The sequence below is a fragment of the Marivirga arenosa genome (assembly GCF_030503895.2).
Classification (GTDB): domain Bacteria; phylum Bacteroidota; class Bacteroidia; order Cytophagales; family Cyclobacteriaceae; genus Marivirga; species Marivirga arenosa.
The window spans coordinates 1,833,420-1,857,537 of sequence record NZ_CP129970.2 but is presented as its reverse complement, the minus strand read 5'-3'; the positions used below and the strand labels follow the sequence as shown (position 1 = coordinate 1,857,537).

Sequence of the window (24,118 nt, the reverse complement as noted above, 5' to 3'; positions counted from 1 at the left end):
TTGGTGTAAATTTACGCACTATATGAATTCTTTAAAGCATAACAACCCACAAATTATCTATAAAAATCCCTGGACTTCAATTTTTTACCTTGTATTACTGTTTTTAGCATGGAATCTTATAAGTCAACTCATTGGCTCTGGTTTAGCAGTTTTAGTTTCAGGCGTTAATATTTTTGAGAGCCAAGAAATTTTACAACCGCCTTTTGGCCCTGAAAGTAAATTATTTATGTATGTGGCTCAAGGAGTAAGCCACTTCCTAGGCTTTACTCTTTTTGGCTTATTTTTTATAAAAAAAATGGATAAGCAAGAGTTTAAAGATTACTTCCATAGTAAAAAATTGAGTCTAAACTCGGCCTTAATAATTGTATTGATGACGTTTTCTTTCATGATGTTTAATTCTATCATTATTGAATGGAATATGAATATTGAATTTCCAGAATTCATGAAAGCTTTTGAAGAATGGGCGCGAGCCACGGAAGATCAACTAATGGAGTTGACAGAGTTGCTCAGTAACTACGATAGTTTTGGTGAAATGCTTATCGCTCTACTAATTATTGGTGTTTTACCAGCAATTGGAGAGGAACTAGTATTCAGAGGTTTATTACAGAATAAGTTAGAATCAGCGACCAAAAATGCTCATTTAGCAATATGGATATCAGCTATAATTTTTGGAGCCTTTCATATGCAATTCTATGGTGTTGTACCTCGAATTATGCTTGGCGCTTTGTTTGGGTACATTTATGTGTTTTCTAGAAATATTTGGTATCCGATTATTGCCCATTTTGTTAACAATGGATTGGCAGTTATATTAATGTATGTTGGGCCAAGGTTTATAGATGATTTTGACGCACAAGAAGTAGATTCTTCGGTTCCAGTATATATTTCACTTTCAGCCTTATTCGCATGTCTCATTTTTTTCCGTTACTTTAAGCAACAAATGAATAAAGCTGCTCAGGAATGAAAAACTGGAAAACTGTTTATAAAACAGATAAGTTATATCAAGCACAAATAGTGAATGATTATTTGCAGGAAAAGGAATTGAATCCGATTATTGTAGATAAAAAAGATTCAGCCTATCAGCTTGGCTACTATGAAATCGTAGTTACTGTGGATCATGTAATTCGAGCGATCAAACTAATTGAAGATGATATCAAATTTGAGTAAATACAATAATTTAACTCAAAGGATTATTGCCGCTATTCTTGGTGTAGCAATTATTCTTTCGGCTATTATTTATAGTGAATGGACCTATTTTGCAGTGTTTTTTATACTCTGCGCCTTAACCCAACTTGAATTTTATAAACTAGTTGGAATTGATGGCATGTTGCCTTTAAAGTTTTGGGGAACAATCACAGGATTATCAATCTATACGATTACATTTTTAGTAAGGGCTGAACACCTTGATCCAAGGATTTACTTTGTAATTGCTCCAATAGCATCAACCGTTTATTTTGTAAAACTTTACAATAAAAATGATAAAAAACCTTTCACAAATATTGCCTACACTTTCTTAGGAATTATTTATGTAGCCGCTCCTTTTTCTTTACTGCATATAGCTGTTTTTTATAATGGGACCTACAGTTTTCAAATCATAATTGGTGCATTATTCATACTTTGGGCTAGCGATACAGGCGCTTATTTTGCAGGGGTTAAATTTGGGAAAAGGAAGTTGTTTGAAAGGATCTCTCCCAAAAAGACTTGGGAAGGGGCTTTAGGTGGAACAATTTTGGCATTTATTTTTGCTATAATCATGGCTGCAAATTTCGATGAAATTGCAGATTGGCAATGGCTTTGCATTGCAGGAATAATCGTAATAGCAGGAACATATGGAGATTTAGTTGAATCTCTATTCAAAAGAAGTATAGATATTAAAGATTCTGGCTCAGTTATACCGGGCCACGGAGGCTTTTTAGACAGATTTGATGGACTTTTGTTGTCTGCACCATTTATTTCAGCTTTTTTAATGCTTTTTGAATGATTTTTTCAACATTAGTACATAAAAAAGTAAAAATCAGATAACAAATAGTTAATTTCGCCTCCAAGTTTTTATAAAAACAAATACTACTATGGGATATATCGAACCGGCTCCAATAAAAGACTTAGAAAACCCTTTTGAGTCGATGATGTCGCGATTCCACATCGCTGCGCAACATTTAGGTTTAGATGATGAAATTTACAACGTATTGAAGTCACCTGCTCGTCAGGTTACAGTAAATCTTCCAATAACAATGGATGATGGGTCAATACAAGTTTTTGAAGGCTACAGAGTTATTCACTCCACTATCTTAGGCCCATCAAAAGGTGGTGTAAGGTATGATATGGGTGTGAATATCGATGAGGTTAAAGCACTTGCTGCATGGATGACATGGAAATGTGCGGTAGTTGACATCCCTTACGGTGGTGCCAAAGGAGGTATTAAGTGTAACCCACGTTCAATGTCTGCTGGTGAAATTGAAAGATTAACCAGAGCCTACACAGAATCAATGGTTGATGTATTTGGTGAAGACAGAGATATTCCTGCACCAGATATGGGGACTGGCCCAAGAGAAATGGCGTGGATGATGGATGCTTATTCAAGATCCAAAGGTATGACTGTAAACGCAGTTGTTACCGGTAAGCCATTGGTATTAGGCGGTTCATTAGGTAGAACAGAAGCTACAGGACGTGGTGTAATGGTTTCAGCTTTAGCTGCAATGGAAAAACTGAAAATCAATCCTTATAAAGCTACAATGGCTGTTCAAGGGTTTGGAAATGTTGGTTCTTTTGCTGCTTTATTGTTAGAAGAAAGAGGTGCAACTATCAAAGCAATATCCGATATTTCTGGTGCATATTTCAATGATAAAGGCATCAACATTAAAGAAGCTATTGAATACAGAAATAATAATAACGGTACTTTAGAAGGTTTTAATGGTGCAGAAAAAATTGCACATGAAGAATTATTAACCCTAGAGGTTGATGTATTAATTCCTGCTGCAAAAGAGGATGTGATAACACATGATAATGCAGGTAAAATAAAAGCTAAACTGATTGTTGAGGGTGCAAATGGACCAACTTCAGCAAAAGCAGACAGCATTATTAACGAACATGGAATTATGGTGGCTCCAGATATCTTAGCGAATGCTGGTGGTGTTACGGTATCATATTTCGAATGGGTGCAAAACAGATTAGGTTATAAGTGGACAAGAGAACGCGTAAACAGACGTTCTGATAGGATCATGAAAGATGCTTTTGAAGTGGTTTACAAAACTTCTATTGACTATGACGTACCTATGAGAATTGCTGCATACATTGTTGCAATCGATAAAGTAGCTCAGACTTATAAATATAGAGGTGGATATTAATTTATCAGCCAAATAATTTTTAATATATTTAAAAGCGCAGTAAATCTGCGCTTTTTTTAATAGAATTAGAAGTGAATAAAACTTCAATAGAATTCATATAATTTAACGCTATGACTTTACATAAAGAAGGAAGAAAAATATTGTTCTTTTCGCTGATTATATTCATTGGTATATTTTTCTTATTTGAATATGTGTTAAATACTCCACAATGGGTAAATGATGGAATATTAATCATATTAATTGTAGTTTATTTGTTAATACTTCAGTTTTTCAGAAATCCAAAATTCATCATCAATAAGAATGACAAACATGTTTTGGCACCAGCTGATGGAAAAGTGGTAGTGATTGAAAACACGGAAGAAACAGAATATTTTAATGAGAAAAGGAAGCAGATTTCCATTTTCATGTCACCCGTAAATGTGCATGTAAACAGAAGTCCGATTTCTGGTGTAGTGAAATTCTGTAAATATCATGCGGGTAAATATTTAGTAGCTTGGCATCCTAAATCCAGTACGGAAAATGAAAGAACTACTATTGTTGTTGAAAACGGAAGTGGCATTGAAGTACTTTTTAGACAAATCGCTGGAGCTATGGCAAGAAGAATCAAATGGTACGTTAATGAAGGTGATGTTGTAGAACAAGGTGGAGAGTTTGGTTTTATTAAATTTGGTTCCAGAGTTGATATATACCTACCATTAGATGCTGAGGTAAAAGTAAATATTGGTGATAAAACAAAAGGTGGAAGAACTGTAATAGCGGAACTCAAATCTTAATCTTATCAGACTAATCCTCTATTTTAAAAATTGAAGCAAAAGAGAACTATAGGCAGAGTTGACAAAATAAGCCTACCTGAATTAGGCTTAGTAAACGTCCAGGCAAAAATTGATACTGGCGCTTATACTTCTGCTATACATTGTTCAAAAATACATCTAGAAAAAGAAGACAATGCTGATTTTTTAGTCTATACCATTAGTGGTAAAAGACTAGGTGAAGGCATGAAAGCTCGCAAATTCAGGACTTCTGATTTCAAATTGAAAAAGATCAGAAGTTCGAATGGTCAGGTACAAGAGCGTTATATTATTAAAACAAAAGTCAAAATCTTCAATAAAATTTACAATACTGAATTTTCTCTTTCAGATCGTAGTCATATGAAAAACCCCATTTTATTGGGTAGGAAATTATTGAGTGGTAGATTTGTGGTGGATGTAGCAGAAGAAAATCTTTCTTTCCAATACAATCAAAAATCATAAAAGGGAAATGAACATTAGAATTGGAACTAGAGGAAGCAAACTGGCCTTATGGCAAGCCGAATACGTTAAAAATAAACTAGAAAAAGCAGGTCATAGTGCTGAAATCAAAATCATTGAAACCAAAGGTGATAAAATTTTAGATGTTGCTATTTCTAAAATAGGAAGTAAAGGTGTGTTTACCGAAGAAATAGAAGCACAACTTGCTGAAGGAAATATAGATATCGCAGTTCATAGCGCTAAGGATATGCAATCTGAATTACCGACCGGATTTGAATTAATTGCCTTTACTGAAAGAGAAAAAGTTAATGATGTATTAGTATCTCATAAAGATTCTATTGATTTTTATAATAAAGAAAATCCAATTGTAATCGGAACTTCTTCAACCAGAAGAATTGCTACTTTAAAACACTTCTATCCGCACGTTAAAACAGTTGATATTCGTGGAAACCTTCAAACCAGAATTCGAAAAATGGAAGAAGGACTATGTGATGCCATTTTATTAGCCTATGCTGGTGTACATAGAATGAATTATGATGAGAAAATAAAGCTTGAACTCTCAACAAAGGAATTTATCCCTGCGGTTGGTCAAGGCTCAGTAGCCATAGAAGTACATAAAACAATTGACCAAGAAAAGAAAGACATTTTAAGATTTGCTTTAAATCATAAGCAAACAGAATATTGCCTAAGAGCAGAAAGAGCCTATTTAAAATACTTACAAGGCGGCTGCAGCATTCCAGTATTTGGTCTGGCTCAACTAGAGGGTAATTCCATTGAAATGGAAGCAGGGATAATCAGTCTTAATGGAAAAGAAAGAATATCACTGAAACTGACAGATGAAGCTTCTAGAGCTGAAGAGTTAGGGAACCTTATCGCAAAACAAGTCCTTAAAAAAGGGGGGGACAAAATATTAAAAGAAATAAGAGAACAACTTTCTGAATAACTATACCATGAAATACAAAAATTTAATACTGACTACAGTTTTATTTATCACTTTATTTGCCTCTTGCCAAACTTCAAAAGATTCTGTGATTGTATTACATACAGAATATGGTGATATGAAAGCCATTTTGTACGAAGAAACACCAAAACATAAGCAGAATTTCATAAAACTAGTTGAATCAGGAAAATATGACAGCACTATATTTCATAGAGTGATTGAAAACTTTATGGTTCAAGGTGGTGATGTAAATCAGAAAAAAAATATTGAGGATGAGGATAAGGTAAACTACACTATCGAGGCAGAAATTCAACCTGACTTTTGGCATGTAAAAGGGGCTTTAGCTGCTGCAAGACAAGGTGACCAAATCAACCCTGAACGAAAATCTAGTGGATCTCAGTTCTACATTGTTCATGGACAAAAATTCGAAGAAAGTGACCTAAAGCAAATGTCTGAGGGTAGAGCTCATCAGCAAAAGCAAATGAAATTACGTGAGCTTTTAGGCATGAAAAAATATGCTACTTTAAGAAATGAGGTGATTGAAATGCAAAAGGCCCAGGATATGGAAGGATTGCAAAACTTCATGGAAACGATAGCAGATTCATTAGTTGAAAAAGAATTTGGCAAGATTGAATTATATGAATTCAATCAGAGTCAAATCGAAGATTATGCCAATATTGGAGGTGCGCCTCACTTAGATGGAGAATATACAGTTTTTGGAAGAGTGGTCGAAGGCTTAAATGTGATCGATTCTATTGCTTCGGTGAGGACTGCTGGTGCAGATAAACCTGTTAAAGACATTTATATGACAGCGGAAGTTGAAAAAATGTCTAAAAAGAAAATTACTGAACAATACGGTTACGAATATCCAAGCGAAGAAAAATGAAAATTCTGCTAACAGGCTCAAATGGATTATTAGGTCAAAAATTAGTTAAACTTATAACTGAGCAAACAGATCATCAACTGGTAGCTACTGCAAGAGGAAAAAACCGTTTACCAGCAAGTGATCTATATCAATTTGAAAGTCTTGACATAACAGATAAAAATCAAGTCTTAAACTGTATAAAAACTCATCAGCCAAATGTTGTCATTAATACAGCTGCAATGACCAATGTGGATCAATGTGAAACAGAAAAGGAAGATTGTTGGCAACTAAATGTTACCGCTGTTGAGTATTTAATTGAAGCTTGTGAACAAAATAATTCATTCCTTTTACATTTATCTACTGATTTTATTTTTGATGGTGAGGATGGCCCGTATTCAGAAGAAGCTGAAGCTAATCCTGTGAGCTATTATGGTGAAAGCAAATTGGCAGCAGAAAAATTAATTGAAGGAAGCAATATTGAGTGGGCTATAGCCAGAACTGTTTTAGTGTATGGTATAGCGCATGACATGAGTAGAAGTAATATCATTTTATGGGTCAAAAAATCTCTTGAAGAGGGTAAAGAAATTCAGGTAGTAGATGACCAGTGGAGAACCCCAACACTCGCTGAAGATCTGGCGCAAGGTTGCTTATTAATTGCTGAGCAAAAAGCTACTGGTATCTTTAACATTTCAGGTGATGATTTATTAACACCATATGAAATGGCCATTTCCACGGCTGAATTCTTTAAACTTCCTACGGACAGTATGACTAAAACAGATAGCACTAAGTTTAAGCAAACAGCTAAAAGACCTCCTAAAACTGGTTTTATTTTAGATAAGGCCAAAAACATTTTAGGTTATAAACCACATTCATTTAAAGAAGGTATTGAAATTTTGGCTGGCCAAATAAACTAGAGATTCCTTATTTCCTATTTTAAAAAAAATTGAGAATTTTTCGTTTATACCCTTTTATTTATCGAAATATTATGTGGCTTCATGGAAAAATTTCCATATAAATATTACATCCTATAAACAATCTCATTATACAAGGCTTATTAATATCAGTTTTAAAAATTGATACCTATGCCAAAATTTACGATTGTTTTTAATGATGATTCAACAAAAGAAATAAAAGCAGAAAGTAAAAATGAGATGATTAGAAACTTCAGCATAGAAGATGCTACTGCATTTCAAGCTGATGTGAAAGAAATTAGGTGGGAAGAAGGAAATTTTTGTTGTATAGAAACCATTTCTAGTGGAAAAATTAGTAAAACACTAAGTGAACTAATGGAAAAATAAAGGGAGATATTTTCACTCCCCATCAACAAATCCTTGTAAATATTTATAATTATCATTCAATTGTCCATTCTCTGCAATTGTAGCATTTTTGATAACTTGTTGGGTATCGCCCTTAAGTAAGTGCGGAAGAACGTTTTCAATTAGCTCATTTCCAAAACTTTCAGACGCATCTCTAGGGAGTTCACATGGTAAATTATCAACCGCCATAACGGTAATGTTGCTCTCTACACTAAATTCTGGCTCTATTGTATCAGTATTAGGATTATAATCATATACTGGGTCATCTATAGTAGCCGGCTTTTTTGTACTTGGAATAGAGCCTTCTATGTCACAAGTGATATCTCCAATTATCCTAATTTTAAACTCCGGACGCATGGCATCCTCCTTTGTAAAAAGCATAGGAGCTCGAGGATCCCAAAAAGCACCAGCAATTAAAACATCCGCCACTTTAGCATATTTCATAAAATCGCCCTCATACAAGCCTGGATTTTCATGGAATTCGTTTCTGTTATAAGGGCTTCCATCTCTCTTAACATGGTAAGTATGACTATTTAACTGAGCAAAAACAGGCCTGTCAAATCGTTCATTTAAAAACTCGTAAGGAGTAACTTGAAGTATATCCATTCCATACATTACCTCCATTGCTCCCTTTGCCACTCTACCCCCACCTGTTATCGCAATCTTAATAGAAGGTAATTTAACTTTTTCATATTCCGATTTCATATCATCAAGATCGAAACATTCATTTGCTCTCCTTAAATTGAATAGATTATATCGTTTTCCAAAAGTCCATATGGTATTATATGCTCCTACTATACCTGCAAATCTTCCAAAAGCAACTATTCTTTGATTAGTTTTTGGGTCTAATAAACATTCATAGTCAACTAGCTTTATTTTCTTTTCAAGAATGGTTTGTAAAAGTTCTCTATTATACTCTTGCTCTTTTATAGTATGTGAAAAAAAGAAATACGTTTTTCCTTCAATAAGTTTTTCGGTAGGAACTTCTTTTACTCCTAAAAGGATATCACAATCGCTTATATCTTCTACTACTTCAATTCCATGTTGTAGATATTCCTCAGCTTGAAAAATCCTAACCTCACTTTTCTGAACTTTTACGTCAACATTAAACTTATTGGCAACTTCTTGACATTGAGCAGGCGTTAGTGGTGAGCGTTTATCAACCGGTATTTTATCCTCTCGAATGATTCCTAATTTCAGCATAAATAACGTTAATTCTTACAATTGGATTAAATCCTAAAGTTATTAAAATTAATTATGCTGAAGAATTAATAGGGATTAATGTTGAGAAAATAAACCGTGAACTTCAGTATCAATTTTACTCACGATTAAAGCAAAATCTTCTACATTATTTAAATAATCTAGCTGATTAACGTCTATAATTATAAGCTTGCCTTTATCGTAATTCTTTACCCAAGCTTCGTAATGTTTGTTAAGATTTTTTAGGTATTCGATTCGGATTGTTTCCTCGTATTCTCTACCTCTTTTTTCTATTTGCCCAACTAGCTTAGGAATGTCGGCTCTTAAATAAATTAGTAAATCTGGAGGAGTAATTACAGGAGACATAGAATAGAAAAGCTCCAGGTAATTATGATAATCTCGATCCGACATATTACCTGATTCATGAAGATTTTTAGCAAATACATGGCAATCCTCATAAATAGATCTGTCCTGAACTACTGTATGATCACTTTTCCTAATTCTTTTAACCTGATTCAGTCTGCTATTCAAAAAATAAACCTGTAAGTGAAAAGCCCATTGCTTCATATCATCATAAAAATCCACCAAATATGGATTCTCCTCTACTGCTTCAAATTCTGTTTTCCATCCATAATGATGTGATAACTTTTTTGCTAAAGTAGTTTTACCCGCACCTATATTTCCCGCTATTGCAATATGCTTTAGTTCCTTCATTCTTATTTTTATCTGGGCACAAAATTATAAAATCTATAGTTTTTACATCCTATATTTTTCTTATATAATCTTATAATTTTAAAGGTTGGTCGTATTGTGTATAACAAATAAAATTTATTGTTAAATCTGTATCAGGCTGATTATACAATATTCATGACTTCAGCTACTAAACTTTATTCAACCTCCTCTACCGCTTGCCTTAAAAATTTATTTACCGGATAGGCTTTTTGAAACTTATCCGCACAAAAGGATACCAAATTATTTGAGGTGATTTTATCTTTTCCGTATTGACTCATAAAATAAAACTGCTTGTTATACAAAAGCGGAATTTGATCTCCATATTCTTTATATGGCGGTTTTAATATTTTGTTTTTATTACCTTGAAGCCCTCTAAATTCCTTTTTAAAATCTGAATTTCTCATGACTTCATTTATTTCATTTTCATTGTATAAAATCTCCTGCCTTACCTTATAGATATTTTCAGTAGATAAGTCATACAAACCTCCTCCTAACCAAATTCCTTTAGCATCTAAATGAACATAATATCCTGGAAACTGCTCCTTTTTAGAGCTTCTTGAAATGTAGGCCGCTACATTATTTTTGTAGGGTTGCTTATTTTTAGAAAAACGAATGTCACGATTAATTCTAAAAATTGCATCCTTTGGTTTTATCATGATTTCAGGATCAAATTCCTGTACTGCTAAAATCAAATCAGCAATGAAGGATTTAAAAGGATCTTTAACCTCCTTTTCGTATCTTTTTCTATTCTCATCAAACCATTCTTTATGGTTATTCTCAGCTAACTCTTCGAAAAAATTAATAAAATCATTACTAAAATAGGCCATTCTTTCTACATTAAAGGAACTAAAATAGCAATAAATAATTGTTATGTTTGTTTAAGGATTGTTGAATTATTTTCCTCATAATGCAAAATTACTATCAAATACTAGGTATAAGTGAAATGGCTACTCTAACTGAGATTAAATCAGCTTATAAAGCGCTAGCAAAAGCTTATCATCCAGATATAAATCCTTCTAAGGAATCTGAGGAAAAATTTAAAATTATTTCAACTGCCTATTCTGTATTAAGCAATAATGCTTCAAGGCAACAATATGATGCAAAACTAGCTCATCAAAGACTTCAAGCAAAAAGAGCTAGCATGCGCGCTTATGAAAACCGGCAGAAGTCGTATAAAAATCCTTATCAAAATTATACCTATCGGCCGCCAGTTTATAGACCTTCTTCATTTGACAAAAATGCCGAAAAGAAAGCGAATTTATATGCCATAGGAATAGTCCTTTCAGTTGCAGTTTTAATCCTTATAGGTATAAGTATCTATGATTTTTATCATGAATATAAGTTGGAGAAAAAAATCTCCCTATTTGATGAAAGTGTAAAAAGAGCTGATAGTTTATTCTATGCAGGTAAGGTTGAAGCAGCATTAAACTCTGTAATTAAAATAAAGTCTGATAATAATGAATATAACCCCATTAAAAGTTATGAGATCGATTACCTGAATTTCAGAAGAGAACAAGCTGATATTGATTATAGAAATAAAGCATACCAAGATGCACTTTGGGGGTATTTATTCTTTATGGAATATAGTCAAACTCAAAATCCTGACATGCAATTTAAAATGGCGGTATGCTATCGAAATATGAATGAACCTAATAAAGCAGTTTTCATTTTAAATGAGTTGATGAATAATAATTACAAGCGGATAAGGATGATTGCCTTAATCGGTGAAATCTATAAAGAGGAATTAAACAATACAGATGTAGCCCTACAATATTATGATATGGGTATTCAGAGTATAATTGCTGATTTTAAGCGAGTATATGGTAATGCTTACAGATTATTAGTTTCTGCAGAAAGAACACCAGAAAATGTTAAATCAATTTATTTTAATTCTGCTGAAATTTATTATCAAAAGAAGAATTATAAACAGGCTTCAAAGCTTCTTGAATGGGTGATATTCTTTAAACCCGAGAATCAACTTGCTTATGAATACTTAATTAACAGTTATTTCGAATTAGGTAATGAAAAGGAAGCTTGTAATATTTTTAAAAAGGCAGAAAAACTGGATATTCACCCAGATTTAAATATTCAATTAAGCTGTAATTAAATGCGGAACTTTCTTTTATTAGTATTCACTTTATTGATTTTCTCATTTCCTAGCTTTAGCCAAAGCAAAAAAGCTCAAAAACATATCTCCATATTAACTGCTGATTCACTTGCAGGCAGAGGTTTCACAAACGAGGGACAAATTAAGGCTGCAGATTATATTATAAAGGAACTAACAGATTCAAACGTAATTCCAGCTGGTGAAAATCAATTCATACAGGAATTATCTTATCCTGTAAATTCATTTCCAGGAATGGTTCAATTTTCAACTTCTATTGCAGGAACTATAAAAATTTATGGCGCAGGATCAGATTATTTATTTCACCCTTCATCAAACAGAATTGATATTGAAGGAAAAATAGAAATTATAGACACTACTTATTTTTTTGATAAAACTGAATCTAAAAATATTTACTACATTGATCATAAACCCCAAAACCAGTTTATTGAAAAATTCCTTTTTGAATCAGCCTCCCAAAATTCATTATTAATAGTAAGAGATACAGCAAAATGGAGCTGGTTTCCTTCTGATAAACAATCTCAAAATACAATAATGTATGTAAAAGATGAATTGAAATCTGGCGTAGAAGTTAAAGTTAGTAATGAGGCTGAGTTCAAACCCAATTTTAGATCTTCTAATATAATAGGGAAAATAAATGGAGATAGATCAGATTCAATAATAGTTTTTACTGCTCACTATGACCATATTGGACAAATGGGTAGCGCCATTTTCAAGGGTGCTAATGACAATGCATCAGGTGTTTCTATGTTGCTTAGTCTTGCGGAATCTTATAGCAAAAACACACCTAAATATGACACTTATTTTTTATTTACAACCGCTGAAGAAGTTGGCTTAATTGGAAGTTATTATTTCATTCAAAATCCAACTTTTGATTTACGCAAAACAAAGATGCTGATCAATTTAGATATGGTAGGAACTGGAAATGAAGGAATAACCGTAGTAAATGCTATAAAACAAGAAAGATTTTTTAAGCTATTAAATGAATTGAATGAAGGTAGGATAACAGAAATTAAAAAAAGAGGAAAAGCATGTAATAGTGATCATTGTTTATTTGATCAAATAGGTGTGCCGTCTATATTTATTTATACCTTAGGAGGAAAACAAGCCTATCATGATGTATTTGATGACGGTAAAGATTTAAGCTTGGAAGCTTTTAATAGTTTACACGATCTATTAATTGAAAGCGTGAATAGTTATTAAGCGCTTAAGCTAAAGATTGACCGAACTTCTGCTTCTTGCCTTAAACTTTTACCCTCTATTGCTTGAACAAAATGCTGGCTTAATTTTTTTCTACTAAAAAATTGCTCAGCCGTACTTCTTGAAGCTATTTGGTACTTTCTTAATAAATCTGGTGACTCAATAAATGGTTTTATTTTTTCAGAAAATTCAGTTGGAAAATCTGAATCTGCAAAAAACCCTATGTGTCTCTTCTCCACCAAGCCTCTAATCCATCCTTGAATATTTGTAATTATAAGTTTGCCAGAAGCAATAGCATCGAAAAATTTATTAGGTGAGTTTGTTCTTAAAACCGGTTTATGTAGAAATGAAACATAACAAGCATCCGTTACATTCATCACGTCTCTCACTTCTTCCTTAGTGCCATATGGAATAAAAAATACATTCTTGAGCTGATTTTCGGACACATAATTCTTAATGGAATCTAAACTTAAGCCTTCTCCCATAATCAAGAAACGAATAGGGAGATGAGTAGATAATTCAGCACATTTTATCAGACTCATTAAATCATTCACTGGCCCTACAGCACCAAAATAACTTACAACAAATTTATTTTTAACTCCATATTGAAGCACCAAATCTTCATCCTTCTCTTCTACTCTACTAAAGAAATCACAATCTGCCACGTTTGGAATTAAATCAACATTTACATTCGGAACCCTTTTTTCTATATGGTTTCTCATTCCAGGAGATAATGCTATAACTCTTTCTGCATTTTTATAAAAATCTAACTCCTTTTTTTGAAGCCATATCTTTAATAAAGGATTTCTTATTACCCCCATTTGAATGGGTGCCTCTGGCCATAAATCTCTTACTTCAAAAACATAAGGAATGTTAAACTTCCTCTTAGCCCAAAGCGCAATAAAACCAATTGTAAGTGGAGTACTTGTTGCGATTATTTTATCGTAATTATTATGCTTTTTAATATAAGATTTGCAAAGCATTATAAACTTCAGAAAAGCGGAGATTCTTTTAATAAAGCCATATTTATTGTTATAGCTAACCGCTAAATAATGAACGTTTAAACCATCAACCCTTTTACTCTTATCCGCACTTTCATTATGGGCTGTAAGCATATCTACCTGATGCCCTTTTTCTTTTAAGGCTTGAGCCATAAAATAAGAGCGGTTTGCCCCTCCTTCATCTGGAGTTTTAAAATATTGATGGATGTAAAGAATCTTCATTGAACACTAAAGTAAGCCCTTTATACTTAATACAACAAAATTTCAATTATAAAATTCTATAATTTGCACACTAGCCAATCTCACTTATTAAAGGATATTCATTTTGAGATTTTATTGTGATCATTCCATCCTCAATAACTTTTAAATAATCCTCTGATTTAGATAAGTTACTCAATTCAAAGTTTTCACTATTTTCCAGTTTTAATTTAAAATCCTTGGGGTACCACTTTTTGAAAATAGGCTCAACATTCAAAATATATTTGCCACTTTCAGTAAAAAAATTGATAGGTAGGTGAATTGTGTTCTTAATAGATATAAACTTGGATAGCATCAAATCATTTTTGCAAAACACATTTAGGCCCGTATACTTCTTTTTGTTCAACCACTTAGCAATACTTGGCCATAAATTATCTGACTTCAAAATTATATCTCCCTCTTCAGCCTCCAATGTATTATCCTCTTCTAAAATTAAACCATCAATTTTAGTCCGCATAATTTCAAAATAATACTTTAGCTCTGGCTTAATCAAAACCAATGGTGACCAACCTAATAATTCTGAAAGTTGATTCCAGTTATCATGCAACTCAAATATCAAAATAGGTGGCTCTTGCTCGTCTCTAATTACATGATGAGAAGACATAATACTTTTTTATTTAGGTTAAATCTGCTATTTTAAGCAATATGGCAAAATGATTTTGTATTATTACATTGAAATTATATAATCGCTTTAACAGTTATTCAAAGTGAAACTCAAAAACTATTTCATATTATTGTCTTTAAGCTTTTTACTCCCAAATATTGGACTTGGGCAAAATCAGCAACTAATCGACAGCTTGAAGTCTAGTATTGAGAAATCAGCTCCTACCGAAAGGGTTGAAATATACAATCAACTTGCTTGGGAATACAGAAAGTCATTTCCTGACAGTACCATTTTCTTTAGTGAAAAAGCTATTGAATTAGTTAAAAGTAAACCTGAACTAAGTGAAAGTATTGCTAAATCAATAAATTTTAAAGGTGTTGGCCATTTTTACGAAGGAGAAAACATCAAAGCTTTTGAAACCTATAAACAAGCGAAAGACTCTGCCTTAATTTATGGAGATTCTTTACAATATGCCTACGCTTTAAATAATATTGGTAGAATTTATTTTAATCAGGGAAATTATGTTTCTGCTTATGATAACTTTTTCCGTGCATTAGAAATTTTTGAAGTACTCAACGATATCCAATCTATGAGTTATGGCTATAAGAGTTTAGCAGAATTATATCAAACTCAAAATAATTTAGAAAAGGCATTAGAAATGTCATTAAAGACAGCCGAATACCGACAAAGATTTGATGACCCTTCCGGAATCATATCAATTTATTTGGAAATAGCTGGTATTTATGGCCAAATGGAGAATTACAATAGTAGTTTAAAGTATTTTACTCAGGCCTACGAGGTAGCTTCAAAAATAAATGATGAGGCTAATCTTGCCATTATTAAATTATCAATAGCAGAAATGAATACTAAAAGAGGACAATTAGGAATTGCCTTAACCAATGCTATTGAAGCGCTAGATTTTGCCTCTAAGTCTAAAAATATTAACCTCATAATTCAAGTCTATTCCTTACTAGGGGAAATCTACTTCTACCAAAATAATTATGCTCAATCAAAATCATATTTCTTAAAAGTAAGCACCTTAGCACCTAATAATGATATTACATACACGCAAGAAGCATATTATTACTTATCTAAAATAGCAGAGAAACGCGGAAATATTGCCACTGCATTTGATTATTTTAAAGAATATACAAGCTTGAAAGAAAAAACTGAAAATGTAAATACTGCAAGGGAAATTGAACGCCTTGAGAGTAGATTAGCATTAGAAGCCAAAGAAGTTGAAAATGAGTTATTGAAAAAGAATGAAGAGACCTACAAACAAGTAATTCAAAAACAAAAGGCCTTTAATTATGCACTTATTGCTATTGTGCTACTTACTTTAACCTTATTAACTATTATTTGGATAACTGCCACCAGAAGAAGAAAGCATAATATGGTGCTTCAGTTGAAGAATAATAAAATTGAATCACAACAAAAAAGAATTACTCTTCAAAATAAAGAGATAAAGTCTCAGAATGATCAATTAATTATTCGAAATAAGGAATTGGATGATCTAAATAATGAAAAGGACTCTTTATTAAGCTTAGTAGCACATGATATGAAAGCTCCTTTTCACAGAATTAAAGGCCTAACTGAATTACTCAGATTATCAGGCTTAAATGAGGAACAAATGCAATATGTAAGCATGATAAAAAATAATGCTAAGCATGGAGCTTATCTAATAAATGATTTATTGGATGTTAATTCAATGGAAATTGAGAAAGAGAATTTAAAAGTAGAAAATATTGAATTAAAGGAATTGCTGGAAGAAATTAATTCAAATTTCATAATAGAACTCACCAATAAGCAAATTGAAAGTAAAATTGAATGCGAAGCTGGGCTTGAAGTTAGAACTGACAAAAACTACATCAATAGGATTTTAGAAAACCTTGTATCTAATGCCATAAAATTCTCTCGATTAGAATCCGAAATCATATTGAGAGCAGGTAAAAATAAAAACCGTTTTTGGATTTCAGTAAAAGATTTTGGTCCTGGGTTTACCGAAGAAGATAAGATTAGTTTATTCAAAAAATTTAAAAAACTAACGGCTAAACCAACAGGTGGTGAAAGTTCAAATGGGCTTGGTTTGGCAATCGTAAAAACCTTAACAGATCGTTTGAATGGAAATATTGAATTAAGAACAGAATTAGGAAAATACAGTGAATTTACTCTGTATTTTCCATTATCATAATTATTTTAAAATCCTACCTTACCAGACTTCCAACCTTTTTCTTCAACCTCTTCAGCAGTTTTCAACACTTTATCTTTCATTTTCTTTTTATAATCATCAAGGTTTTTAGCAGCTGATTTATCAAAAGTAGAAACTATCTGAGCTGCCAAAATACCTGCATTTTTTGCTCCATTTAACGCTACTGTGGCAACAGGAACTCCTCCGGGCATTTGCAGTATAGATAATACCGAGTCCCAGCCATCAATGGAATTACTTGATTTCACGGGCACCCCAATCACTGGCAGTGAAGTATAAGCCGCCACCATTCCTGGTAAATGAGCAGCACCTCCTGCTCCCGCAATTATGGCATGATAACCATTATCTCTTGCCTTTGTAGCAAACTCCATCATTCTTTCAGGTGTTCTATGGGCCGAAACTATGGTTAAATCAAATTTCACCTCTAGTTCCTCTAACACTTTAGCTGCTTCACTCATTACAGGCAAATCAGACTGACTTCCCATTATAATTGCAATTTTACCTTTACTCATGCTTTTACTTTTAATGTAGATTTCACAATATCAATTTTCCTTTTTAAAGAGGTTAAACTAGGATCAGTTATCGTTACATGTCCCATTTTCCTGAAAGGCTTGGTTAACTTTTTTCCGTATAAGTGAACTGATGCTCCTGGTATTTTCATCACTGCATCCATTCCCTCATATAAGGCATTACCAGTAAATCCATCTTCTCCCAGAACATTTACCATAGCAGAGCTAATTTTGGTTGAGGTATCTCCTAAAGGTAAATTCAAAATTGCTCTTAAATGTTGATCATATTGAGAAACAAAATTTCCTTCAATACTTTGATGTCCGCTATTATGTGGCCTAGGAGCTATTTCATTTACTAATATGTCATTATCCTTAGTTAAAAACATCTCAACTGCTAAAATCCCAACCATTTCTAATTTCTGGATGATATCGGTGGCCACCTGCTTTGCTTTAGCCTCTTCCTCTTTTTCAATTATTGCAGGTGATAAAAGATACTCTACCAAATTATGTTCAGGGTGAAAAACCATTTCAACTACTGGAAAAGTATTGACTTCTCCTGCTTCATTTCTACTTACTATTACAGCCAATTCTTTTTTGAAAGGAACAAACTCTTCCAAAAGTGCAGGAGCATCAAAGCCTGATTTAATTTCCTCTTTTGATTTAATAACTTTTACTCCTCTTCCATCATATCCTCCCTTTCCAATTTTATGAACAGCAGGTAATTTATCAGCCAGCTTTTCAAGATCTTGAAGATTTTCAGTTAATGTAAAGGGGGCTGTAGGAATATCGTTATCCACATAAAATTGTTTCTGAACTCTTTTATCCTGAATCATTTCAACAATTTCAGGCTGAGGATATACTTTTACGCCTTCAGATTGAAGCTTTTTCATCGCTCCAATATTTACTTTTTCGATTTCAATTGTGAGTATGTCGCAATCCTTACCAAAATTGTAAACTGCATCATAGTCTTCTAGATCACCAACTGTGAAATCAGAAGTTAAATTTGAACATGGAGCATTAGGATCAGCATCCATCATTTTTAAATCAATATTAATATTAATGGCACTTTGCAAAAGCATTCTGCCTAGTTGCCCACCACCTAAGACACCAACTTTTAAATCTGTATTAAACCTCATAGAAATGATTTATGTATTTCTTATTATGCAACAAAGATATGAATATTGAAATTGTTCTCTTTTTAAAAGGATATAAAAAAAGCCTTTCCTTAGAGGGAAAAGCTTTTAGAGTTTCTTGATGGAGATATTATTTACCTTTTACATCTTTAATTTTATCTCCATTGATTTCTACTTTCAATATGAATAGATCAAAATCCTCATCTATTGGTAAAAATTTATATACTAATTTCTCACCTGTTTTTCTTGCTATATCTATCAAACCTAGTCCTGCCCCTCCTTTATTAGAAAGCTTACCATGCTTAATTTGTTGCATATACATTTTCTTAAGCTCATCAGCGCTAGCAGCATTTACTTCATCGATTGCGCTTCTTAAGTCCTCTACTTTATTTCTCGCAACCTTATTACTTGTAATTACATAGTAAATGTCTTCTTTATTACCAATGACGAACAATCCATTACCGATCTGAGCATCAGTAATTTCATCAGAGTGTTTATTCATGTTTTGAAGCGTTTCAACCATTACATGATATACTCTCTTTTTCACATATCTATCCTCTTTTTTACGCTCCATGTCCGACTCAGCCATGGAAGTAAACATCTTTGTAATTTCGTGATTAAATTCTCCTAAATAGACTAAGGAAATCCCGTTTCCTTGCATTTCAGAAAAAAGACTAAGTACCGATTTGATGAAATTTACGTTTAAATCCATCTTATTTTCATTTATGTTCTCTATCATCAATAACTAGATTTTTATTTCTACTTTTTACAAATATGTGAACTTTTTACAAATTAGGATATTTTTTTGAAAAATCAGTCAATTCCTAAATCAATTGTTTCAATTGTATCTTTACTATTCTTTTTACCTTTTGATTTTCCCTTTGAAACATTACCAAAAGTATGATTTATTCCAAATCTAAAATCAACTACCCTCCCTTTTACAGGATTTAAAATAGAGGCCAAATCATTTGTAGCCAATACAACTTGAAATGGAATTAGGTTCAGGGTTATGCCAGTTCCGAAGTTATTTATTCTTCCATTCATTGCAGTAGCTGAAAAAGCAAAATTAAAGAATGTTCCAGCCTGGAAATTATACATTGCGGTTAACGCTGGAATCAATGCACCTCGATATAATTCTGAATACAGAATAGCAGAAGCTGTTTGCCTTCTGCTTAATTTGTAAGATGCTCCGGCATAAAGTCTACCTGTTAATGAGGTAGAAAAAGCCTCTCCTGTTGTTTCAGCAATTTCCAAATCGTTTACAACACTGTCAAAATCATCCACTACCGAAATACTATTCCCGTTAATCAAATCAACCACATCAACTCCACTAAAACTGTAGTTAAAAGCGGGTACGGTTTGCTGATTTGTATAACTCTCATTCCACCTAATGAATCCCAAATCATTCAAACTGGCGAAAAAGTTAATTTTTTCATTAAACTCATAAGTAGCTCCTAAATCCAATCCGAATCCTCTGTTTGATAATGCCGAGGAACGAATGTCTTCTGAAGTACTTTGATCATTAAACAATGCACCTGTGACACCTGCCGTTCTAATATCAAATTCATTTATATTCATTGAAATAGAATCCCCTCTAAATTCTTCATTGCCATATGTTTGCAACTGAGCATCAAATGAATTGATGTCCGCATAAGCATGGCCTAATAATAACTTCAGTCGAGCACCAACCGTCATTTTACCTGCTAAAATTTCACGACCATGGCTTATTCCTATTTCAGTAAAGCCTATTGTTTTAGTATTAAATCTATTTAAATCTAATAAACCATCTTCTAATTGATCACTAGCATTTCCTAAAACAGCAAATTGAAAAAATTCTTCTGGAATACTTACACGAGAGATTGCTCTAGTGTTGATACTAAAAGCTGTATAACTTGCAAGGCCTCGAATACCTAAGTGAAGCACATTAACCGTATTATTGACACTGATACGATTATTTCTTCTTAATCTATTTAAGATTCTTTCCGTATCAATATTCCCTTCTGCATCTGTAGAAGTTAACAAATCAAGATTTGTGAAATTTTGCCCTAAATTGAGGTGGAATCCTGATAAGCCTGGTAAGCCAAATGAGAACTTATAATCTGGTAAAACAGCCGGGTTTAAGTTATTGGCTTGCGGTAATGTTTTATTTAATCCATAAGAGATCATATCAGATTGGGCGAATACACTACCACTAGTAATAAGCAGCACAATCAGAATTATATATTGTAAATTTCTTTTCATAATAGTAGTCATTATAGATTTACATTATATTTAGCTTGAACAGCCAAATTGAATTGAACAGCCGCATCAGCGGTAATTCTTTCTATTGTTGTTCCGTTATTAGTAGTTGAAATCGTAGCTTTAATCCCGATTCTTCTTACATCTGCTAAGCCTTCAAGATTATCCTCTAATCTTATAAGATCACTTAAAGTCTCTGGTTGAGATGGGCTACCCCCACCTAAAAACTTACCATCAAATAAAGTTCTTACGAAACTACTGTCTTCTCTTAATAAATCTGCCCTAAAATTAAGATCGATTGGCAATGAGTTTTCTGAAGTAAACTTAAATAATGCATAGTCCAAATCCTGAAGATCAACCCCATCTAATTCAACTGTTTCATTTATTTCTAAACCACTTAGACTTAACTCTAGAGGAAGCTCAATCTCATAGCCTGCTTGAATGTAACTGTCTTTAGTGACGAAATTATCCGCAACATTTTCGGGGTCAATTAAACCACTAATTTGAAGTGAAACAGAATCAGGAACGTTATTGACTAAGTCTTTAAAAGCCTGATCAAAATTTGTTTCTGATTGTACTATTTCACCTTCTGGTGCAGATAGTAGTTCGATAGTATTGTCAATTGGCTCAACTGTTTGAGCTCCATTTTTAAAGGACAAGAAATTATCAATTTGAAACCTTACTGGTAATCCCATTGAATTTGTCAAAATTAAAGAGAACTTGGGGTCTTCAAAGAAATAATCTATGTTCTCAGCAAAGTCCACTCCACTAAAGAAATCTGTACTGATTGTATTTAAGTCTGTCACAATATTTTGTGTGCTCAAATCACCATATATTGCATTGAATATAATATCCCGTACTTGTAAATTTAACAAAATTGAATTTTCCCCAAATGTCAAGTCTTGATCCACTCTACTAATCGTAATATCAAAATTGAATGCTAATTGAGATTGACTTGCATCTTGATCAAAAATAAATTCTACACTTCCGAATTGATCTGATTGTTGGTCGGTTCCTACAGGGTTTCCACCTATGTTATATCCAAAAACATGTTGATAATCAAATAATCGAATATTCGTAGGTGCATCTAATGAAAAGGCCATGTCTACATTAGCTGGAAAATCCTCAGTAACATCAGCACTAACGGTACCTTCATCAATGAGTAATCTGTCATAATCGCCCGCTAAAGGATTATTTACATTTACACTTCTTGAAATTGAAACGCTTCCATTCTGATTAAATTCATTAATCTCATTTGGCGTTAGAATGATTGGCGGTACATTTATGTCTCTATCTGGAACTGAATAGTACTCGGTAGCCGACTGGCTAAACAAACTGTCATCTGCTAGAGTAAAAACAATTGTATTTTCTGAATTTGTTGTATAGTCTATATTAGCTGCATTAGTTTCCAAGATTTCACTTAAAGTAAAGCGAGAATCAACTAATGGAACACCTAATTCAGGACTCCATTTTATGCTACCTAGTTCCAATTCACTCAATTCCGAGTAACAACCTCCTGTTGTAAAGGAAATTAGTAGAACGAAATAGAACAATGGTTTTCTTATCATTCGATTCATATCTATTAAATTTATTTCAAATCTATCGAAAATTGAAGGATATTTATAAATTATAGAAATAAAAATATATGGAAAAGCAGTTGTATTTTATTGGAATCTGCCCTCCTCATCCATTAGAACAGGATATTCATAGGATAAAAGAGGAGTTTTATCAAAAATATGGTATTAAAGGTGCTTTTCGATCAAAAGCCCATATTACGCTGCAAATGCCTTTTCATTTAGCTGATAAAAAGGTAAGTCCTCTAATTAAAGGATTGGAAGATACACTCTATTTTCAGAAGAACTTTTTAGTAGAAATACGAAATTTCAATGTCTTTGAACCTAGAGTAATATATATGGATGTTGTGAGAAACAAAAAGCTAGAGGCTTTACAGCAGATGATCGAAAAATATATGAAGCAATATCAAGTGTTTAATGGCACACATAAAAACAGAGGTTTTAATCCTCATATAACAGTAGCTTTTCGAGATTTAAAAAAGCCTACCTTCTATAAAATATGGAATGAAGTGAAAGGTCGAAAATTTCAGGAGTCATTTGAGGCAGATTCAATAACTGTTTTCAAGCATAATGGCAATGATTGGGATAATTATAAAGAATTGAAATTTGGTAATGCTGAATAATTGCAGTTTAGATTGAACTTTTTAACTTTAAAAATCAACCATCCTTTAGAAGTCTAAATGAATAAAGTATACATCTGGTTCCGTAACTTTTTTGGCTTTTCCAGATCAGAAAGTAATGGATTTGTTCTTTTGCTTTTCATCATGATCCTGATTATTTGCATTCCATTTATTACCAAATCCATTTTTTTGAAATACAACCCGCCAATTCAATCTAAAGCTGACAAAGCCGCATTAGATAGTCTTATTGTTGAAATTGAAAAAAGAATAGTTAAGCAAAAGGAAGAAGAAAATAATTTCAAGACTTTCAATTTAAATACCTCAACTGTTGATGAAATAGTTGAAGCTGGTTTGCCAAATTATTTGGCAGAAAGAATAGTAAACTATAGGGAAAAAGTAGCGCCATTCAGTGAAAAAACTGACTTATTGAAAATTTATGGAATTGATAGTGCTTATTATTTAAGATTATCTTCCTTCATTAAGGTTACAAAAAGCGAGAACTCAATAAGTGAATTTAATATTTCTGAGAATATAGAAATCAAATCTTCAACCTATGGAAAAGCAAACTTTAAAGATAAAAGAGAAATAATTAAGCCTTTCGATATTAATAAAGCGGACGCTAGTCAACTACAAAAAATATACGGAATTGGACCTAGTTATTCAGAAAGAATTATTAAATACAGAAATCTATTAGGTGGTTTTTCTTCCTTAAATCAATTAAAAGAAGTTTATGGTCTTAAAAAAGAAAGTATAGATTCAATTAAAGCATATTCTTTTGTTGAAAATAATTTACAATTAAAAAAATATCCTATCAACCTTATATCTGCTGATAGTTTGGTTAAGCATCCCTATATTCGCTACAAAGACGCCAACCTCCTTATTAATTATCGAAATCAACATGGATATTATACATCTGAAAATGACCTATATAAAATAATTGCGTTAGACAGCAGTTGGATTAAGAAGGTTATCCCTTATTTATCATTTCAATAAGCAAAAAACAAAGATT

At 32.6% G+C, this 24,118-nt stretch carries 25 protein-coding genes; 15 read left to right on the top strand and 10 right to left on the bottom strand.

Annotation, left to right across the window (positions count from 1 at the left end):
* The first annotated feature begins 22 nt into the window (after positions 1–22).
* The 10 genes from QYS48_RS08185 (at position 23) to QYS48_RS08140 (ending at position 7,691) form a co-directional block, all read left to right on the top strand.
* Positions 23–961: a CPBP family intramembrane glutamic endopeptidase gene (locus QYS48_RS08185; protein WP_308358335.1), complete on the top strand. Its 939-nt coding sequence runs from the start codon at positions 23–25 to the stop codon at positions 959–961.
* On the top strand, positions 958–1,164 hold the full coding sequence (locus tag QYS48_RS08180) for a DUF2007 domain-containing protein (protein ID WP_308358334.1): 207 nt from the start codon (positions 958–960) through the stop codon (positions 1,162–1,164). The genes QYS48_RS08185 and QYS48_RS08180 overlap by 4 nt, the downstream gene beginning before the upstream one ends.
* Complete coding sequence (locus tag QYS48_RS08175; RefSeq protein ID WP_308358333.1) at positions 1,145–1,978, top strand: phosphatidate cytidylyltransferase; 834 nt, start codon at positions 1,145–1,147, stop codon at positions 1,976–1,978. The genes QYS48_RS08180 and QYS48_RS08175 overlap by 20 nt, the downstream gene beginning before the upstream one ends.
* An 88-nt stretch (positions 1,979–2,066) precedes the next feature.
* The gene (locus QYS48_RS08170) at positions 2,067–3,341 is read left to right on the top strand and encodes a Glu/Leu/Phe/Val dehydrogenase (RefSeq protein ID WP_308358332.1); all 1,275 of its coding nucleotides are present in this window, start codon (positions 2,067–2,069) and stop codon (positions 3,339–3,341) included.
* A gap of 110 nt (positions 3,342–3,451) precedes the next feature.
* The gene (locus tag QYS48_RS08165) at positions 3,452–4,114 is read left to right on the top strand and encodes a phosphatidylserine decarboxylase family protein (RefSeq protein ID WP_308358330.1); all 663 of its coding nucleotides are present in this window, start codon (positions 3,452–3,454) and stop codon (positions 4,112–4,114) included.
* 30 nt (positions 4,115–4,144) lie between these two features.
* Positions 4,145–4,591 (top strand): RimK/LysX family protein, encoded by a 447-nt coding sequence (locus QYS48_RS08160; RefSeq protein WP_308358329.1) that lies wholly within the window; start codon positions 4,145–4,147, stop codon positions 4,589–4,591.
* Positions 4,592–4,598: 7 nt separating this feature from the next.
* Complete coding sequence (hemC, locus tag QYS48_RS08155) at positions 4,599–5,531, top strand: hydroxymethylbilane synthase (protein WP_308358328.1); 933 nt, start codon at positions 4,599–4,601, stop codon at positions 5,529–5,531.
* A 7-nt stretch (positions 5,532–5,538) separates the two neighbouring features.
* Positions 5,539–6,414, top strand: coding sequence for a peptidylprolyl isomerase (locus tag QYS48_RS08150; RefSeq protein ID WP_308358326.1), 876 nt, complete (start codon positions 5,539–5,541; stop codon positions 6,412–6,414).
* Positions 6,411–7,307, top strand: coding sequence for an SDR family oxidoreductase (locus QYS48_RS08145; RefSeq protein ID WP_308358325.1), 897 nt, complete (start codon positions 6,411–6,413; stop codon positions 7,305–7,307). Before QYS48_RS08150 ends, QYS48_RS08145 begins: the two co-directional genes overlap by 4 nt.
* 168 nt (positions 7,308–7,475) lie before the next feature.
* Entirely contained in the window at positions 7,476–7,691 is a 216-nt protein-coding gene (locus tag QYS48_RS08140; RefSeq protein ID WP_308358324.1) for a hypothetical protein, read from the top strand.
* A gap of 12 nt (positions 7,692–7,703) precedes the next feature.
* Here QYS48_RS08140 and QYS48_RS08135 read toward each other — a convergent pair whose 3' ends face one another.
* The 3 genes from QYS48_RS08135 to QYS48_RS08125 all read right to left on the bottom strand — a co-directional run bounded on the left by QYS48_RS08135 (position 7,704) and on the right by QYS48_RS08125 (position 10,468).
* Positions 7,704–8,912 carry an NAD(P)-dependent oxidoreductase gene (locus QYS48_RS08135; RefSeq protein WP_308358323.1) on the bottom strand — a complete coding sequence of 403 codons (1,209 nt, stop codon included), beginning with the start codon at positions 8,910–8,912 and terminating at the stop codon, positions 7,704–7,706.
* Between the two features lie 75 nt (positions 8,913–8,987).
* Positions 8,988–9,623, bottom strand: a complete 636-nt coding sequence (locus tag QYS48_RS08130; RefSeq protein ID WP_308358322.1) for a deoxynucleoside kinase — start codon at positions 9,621–9,623, stop codon at positions 8,988–8,990.
* A 173-nt stretch (positions 9,624–9,796) separates the two neighbouring features.
* Entirely contained in the window at positions 9,797–10,468 is a 672-nt protein-coding gene (locus QYS48_RS08125; RefSeq protein ID WP_308358321.1) for a DUF2461 domain-containing protein, read from the bottom strand.
* An 80-nt stretch (positions 10,469–10,548) separates the two neighbouring features.
* On the opposite strand from QYS48_RS08125, the gene QYS48_RS08120 reads away from it, so the two are divergent.
* Together QYS48_RS08120 and QYS48_RS08115 are read left to right on the top strand one after the other, a co-directional pair.
* Positions 10,549–11,748, top strand: a complete 1,200-nt coding sequence (locus QYS48_RS08120; RefSeq protein ID WP_308358320.1) for a DnaJ domain-containing protein — start codon at positions 10,549–10,551, stop codon at positions 11,746–11,748.
* Complete coding sequence (locus QYS48_RS08115) at positions 11,749–12,969, top strand: M28 family peptidase (RefSeq protein ID WP_308358319.1); 1,221 nt, start codon at positions 11,749–11,751, stop codon at positions 12,967–12,969.
* On the opposite strand, the gene QYS48_RS08110 is transcribed toward QYS48_RS08115, so the two are convergent.
* On the bottom strand, positions 12,966–14,189 hold the full coding sequence (locus QYS48_RS08110) for a glycosyltransferase family 4 protein (RefSeq protein WP_308358318.1): 1,224 nt from the start codon (positions 14,187–14,189) through the stop codon (positions 12,966–12,968). The two genes, QYS48_RS08115 and QYS48_RS08110, sit on opposite strands and share 4 nt — an antisense overlap.
* Before the next feature lie 70 nt (positions 14,190–14,259).
* On the bottom strand, positions 14,260–14,829 hold the full coding sequence (locus tag QYS48_RS08105) for a hypothetical protein (RefSeq protein ID WP_308358317.1): 570 nt from the start codon (positions 14,827–14,829) through the stop codon (positions 14,260–14,262).
* Positions 14,830–14,932: 103 nt separating this feature from the next.
* Here QYS48_RS08105 and QYS48_RS08100 point away from each other — a divergent pair, with 103 nt between their 5' ends.
* Positions 14,933–17,020: an ATP-binding protein gene (locus tag QYS48_RS08100; protein WP_308358316.1), complete on the top strand. Its 2,088-nt coding sequence runs from the start codon at positions 14,933–14,935 to the stop codon at positions 17,018–17,020.
* A gap of 5 nt (positions 17,021–17,025) precedes the next feature.
* Here the strand turns inward: QYS48_RS08100 and purE are convergent, their stop codons facing one another.
* From purE to QYS48_RS08075, 5 genes are all read right to left on the bottom strand, one after another.
* A complete protein-coding gene (purE, locus tag QYS48_RS08095; RefSeq protein WP_308358315.1) occupies positions 17,026–17,547 on the bottom strand; it encodes a 5-(carboxyamino)imidazole ribonucleotide mutase in 522 nt (173 codons plus the stop codon).
* Entirely contained in the window at positions 17,544–18,680 is a 1,137-nt protein-coding gene (locus QYS48_RS08090) for a 5-(carboxyamino)imidazole ribonucleotide synthase (RefSeq protein WP_308358314.1), read from the bottom strand. Before QYS48_RS08090 ends, purE begins: the two co-directional genes overlap by 4 nt.
* A 127-nt stretch (positions 18,681–18,807) precedes the next feature.
* On the bottom strand, positions 18,808–19,416 hold the full coding sequence (locus tag QYS48_RS08085) for a SiaB family protein kinase (RefSeq protein ID WP_308358313.1): 609 nt from the start codon (positions 19,414–19,416) through the stop codon (positions 18,808–18,810).
* Between the two features lie 74 nt (positions 19,417–19,490).
* On the bottom strand, positions 19,491–20,918 hold the full coding sequence (locus tag QYS48_RS08080; protein WP_308358312.1) for a DUF5723 family protein: 1,428 nt from the start codon (positions 20,916–20,918) through the stop codon (positions 19,491–19,493).
* Positions 20,919–20,929: 11 nt separating this feature from the next.
* A complete protein-coding gene (locus tag QYS48_RS08075) occupies positions 20,930–22,492 on the bottom strand; it encodes a hypothetical protein (RefSeq protein ID WP_308358311.1) in 1,563 nt (520 codons plus the stop codon).
* 68 nt (positions 22,493–22,560) lie between these two features.
* On the opposite strand from QYS48_RS08075, the gene QYS48_RS08070 reads away from it, so the two are divergent.
* Positions 22,561–23,112, top strand: coding sequence for a 2'-5' RNA ligase family protein (locus QYS48_RS08070; RefSeq protein ID WP_308358310.1), 552 nt, complete (start codon positions 22,561–22,563; stop codon positions 23,110–23,112).
* Between the two features lie 186 nt (positions 23,113–23,298).
* Positions 23,299–24,102, top strand: coding sequence for a helix-hairpin-helix domain-containing protein (locus QYS48_RS08065; protein ID WP_302102525.1), 804 nt, complete (start codon positions 23,299–23,301; stop codon positions 24,100–24,102).
* The last annotated feature ends 16 nt before the right edge of the window (positions 24,103–24,118 follow it).